This window comes from Glaesserella sp. (genome assembly GCF_041817755.1).
In the GTDB taxonomy this organism is placed as follows: Bacteria; Pseudomonadota; Gammaproteobacteria; order Enterobacterales; family Pasteurellaceae; genus Glaesserella.
On the sequence record NZ_JBGYBX010000019.1, the window covers coordinates 1 to 3,454 of the forward strand.

At 39.4% G+C, this 3,454-nt stretch carries 2 protein-coding genes; both read right to left on the bottom strand.

Going from position 1 to position 3,454, the window contains the following annotated elements; translation table 11 throughout:
* The coding region (locus tag ACEYKX_RS01795; RefSeq protein WP_373780375.1) for a cysteine peptidase family C39 domain-containing protein at nt 1–654 on the bottom strand (654 nt) is incomplete at its 3' end.
* Between the two features lie 72 nt (nt 655–726).
* On the bottom strand, nt 727–3,454 hold a 2,728-nt coding region (locus ACEYKX_RS01800; RefSeq protein WP_373780376.1), incomplete at its 5' end, for an RTX family hemolysin.

Sequence of the window (3,454 nt, forward strand, 5' to 3'; positions counted from 1 at the left end):
AGTGCTATGAGAAAAAATATAAGTTCTCAATCCGCTCAAGACAATTTCAAAGATGACAACGACGGCTAAAGCGGCAGTAATAATATTCAGTGTAGAAAATCCTCGATGTACAAGTACTTTATCCATCACAACTTGAAAAAAGAGCGGTGTAATTAAAGCGAATATTTGTAAAAAAACAGATACAACAAGTGTTTCAATGAAAATTTTTCTGTATTTTATTACTGCGGGAATGAACCAAGTAAAATCAAATTTTGCTAATTGCCCGATAATTGAAGCTCGGGACGTCACTAAAATTAAAGTGCCTTGATACAGTTGTTTAAAATCTTCCTGTGAGAAAACTCTTGCTTCATCTCGTTCTATATCAAAAGTTAAATAACGTTGATGTTCGGTATCAATTTTAACTAAAAGAAAATGCTTCCCGTCATCGCGCCATATCAATGCAGGTAAGTTAATAAACGGTAAGCGATCAATGCTTTTTTTAGTACTTTTGGCTTTAAGCTCCAATTCTTTTGCAGCTAACAACCATGAGGTTAACGATAAGCCGTTGCTTTCAAGATCAAATTTATGTTTTATTTCTTCAGTATTGATTGCAATATTATGATATTGCGCAAGTATTTTAAGCGCAACTAATCCTAAATCCTTTTGTTTTTCCATAGGATGTCCTTATTAAAAATAAAATAGCAATCCTATTTCTTTTAAAAAAATAGGATCGCTATATTTAAAATATTAAGCTGCTGCGCTACTTAATTGTAGAGGAGTTAAATTAATTTGAGGCGGTTGTAAAATATTAGACGCACTTTTTTCATCAGTAGATGACAAGAATCCGCTTGCTGATGAAATAAGCTTATCTACACTGGCAATAGTGTTTGTACTCGCTTTTTTCGCAGCATAATCTGCTACAACTTTATTTAATGCGTCATCTGCAATCCGACCGTTCCCTTTTTCAATTAAGTCATCGATCTGTTGAGATGTAATACGTTCACCATCTTTACCGATAATTTCTTCGATTTTATCATCGCCTTTGGAAATGCTATGAGGGAAGTACGGACCTAATTCTTTACGTAAGTTATCTTTGAAGTACCAGCTTGAAATTTTGATATTTTCTCCATTATCTTTACGTTTGATAATTAAGCTGTTTCCTTCTTTTGAGAAAGTGAATTCGTTCAAATTCGAATCGGCTAATGATAACTTGTCATTACCGCTTGTTTCGGTAATTCTGTCGTTACCGTCACCTTTGCGGTGGACATAAATATCATCACCGGCATCTCCGCTCAGAATATCGTGGCCTTTCCCCCCGTCAATAAAGTCATTACCTTCATCACCACTAATGTAATCGTTGCCGAGACCACCGAATAATCGATCATCACCACCACGTCCTTCAAGGGTATCGTTACCTTCACCGCCGTGGAAAACGTCGGCAAATTTGCTTCCTTTGAGCGTGTCGTTGGAATATGAACCGATAATTTCTTCAACGGATTTTAATTTATCCGTTGTTTGATAACCGGCATGTTGGTGATTACTGTCTCGATACTCGATTTTTTCTACACGGCTTCCGGCCTTACTGGTATGTACTACGATTGTTTCGTGAGCCGGTTTTCCTTGTCCTACATTGCGATTAACGGTATAGCTGCCTTTTTCCGTTTCATCTTTTGCATCAATGTTTAATTCACCGTAATTGCCGCGGCTATAATGTACGCGATCATAACCTTCGCCGCCGTCAATTTCTGTAGCGCCGCTACCGACAAAAACGTTATCGTCACCTTTTCCTAAATCGGCAACAATTTTTGCTTCTTTTGCTTCAACCACGTTTCCTGCACGATCCAATTTAGTGGCGATACGTTGCAGAATATTAGTGAAATCAAATGTCGAGCTGGCATCTCCGTCTTTGACCTGCCAACGATCAATGCGATTGACAAGCAGTTTGGTAATATAGGAATATTTGCCTTCCTGCGTTCTCGTTCTTGATTCGGTGCCCGGTGTCAGTAACGGCGAAGTGAAAGTAATGCTCTGCGTTTTTTTACCGTTGGAATCAGTCACGTCAATAATGCCTTTACTCGGATCAAAGCCGACTAATTTATCGGTTTTTAAATGTTTACCTTCTTCAAACGCATCAACATAAGCTTTACCGCTCTGTACTTTTTCGCCCAGTTTACTGATACCGGCAAGATCACCGATTTGATTGTCCCAACGTTGTTGGGTAATCGCAATCACACGCTCGGCTTGCAACTCTTTATTTAGAGATTGTAAAAATTCTAAGTTATCTTGAAGATAGGCTAGATGACGTGCATCATATCCGTTTTCAAAGTAGTTTTTGCCGTGTTTTTTCTCCCACTCAATAATTTTGTCGTGAACTTTATTGGCTACATGTTCAAACATTGGTTGTTTGGAAAACTCTAAAATTCCGCTGATTAATCCTGTGATACCGCTTACCAATAAAGCAACCGGCGCACCGACTAATGATGCCGCACTGGCAGCACCGACACCGCCGGAAATAGCGGCTAAAGCGGTATTAATCGTGGTGACGGACGCATCAATAGTGCCTGATTCACGATAGTAATCGGATAATAAGCTGTCACCTTCATATCCCAATTTTTTAAATCGTTCAGAGAATTGTTTCAATACATCGGCTTGTTTGAATTGATCCGCTACCCGTAAAAATGATAACGGACTAATAGCGAGTGCGACGGTTGATGCAATTAAACCGGTAACAGGGGCGGTTGTCGATAATCCGGAAGCCACTCGTTGAGCGAGTATATAAGACGAGATCGTTTTAGTAATATTTCCCAAAACTTGAGTGGTCAATTCCAAACCGGCAGCTGCTTTTTTGTCTGCGGAAGCCGATTTATCAGCCAACATAAAACCGGCACTGACACCGGATAACAATCCCGAAATAATATTCAGACCTAAATTGGCTTTTCCGAAGTTAGGCAAATTTTGCAGTTTGTCAGCGATACCGCCCAAGCCTCTGACGTTTTGCAGATATCCGCCTAATTTATTGATTTGTTGGGAAAACGTATCTATAGTTTTGGTTGTTGTGGCGATGTTTCGGACGAGTTCATTGGTTAATTCCAATCCCGCTTTCGCCAGTTCTAATTCCGTACCGCCTTTTTTAATGGCACTATCCAACTTCATACCGGATAAGACGGAATTTAAAATTGACTGAATACCGGACAATACCGTATTGGCTTTGCCTAAATTTTTAGAAATATTGGCTGCACTGCCGAGTGATTCACTAATTTTAGGATTGCTGTTTAGTAATTGGTCAAGTTGCGGAGCAAATAACACAATACCGCGCTGGGTCAAACCGAAAAGTTTTTGAGTGGTGTTCAATGCCGCTTTAGCCGTAGCGATATCGTTTGTTTTTTCCCGTTGAACTTCAATATCTAAGCCTTTTGCCGCTTTCAATAAATCAAACAGCCCGTTACCTGTAGGTTTATAATTTTGCGGAATGTAA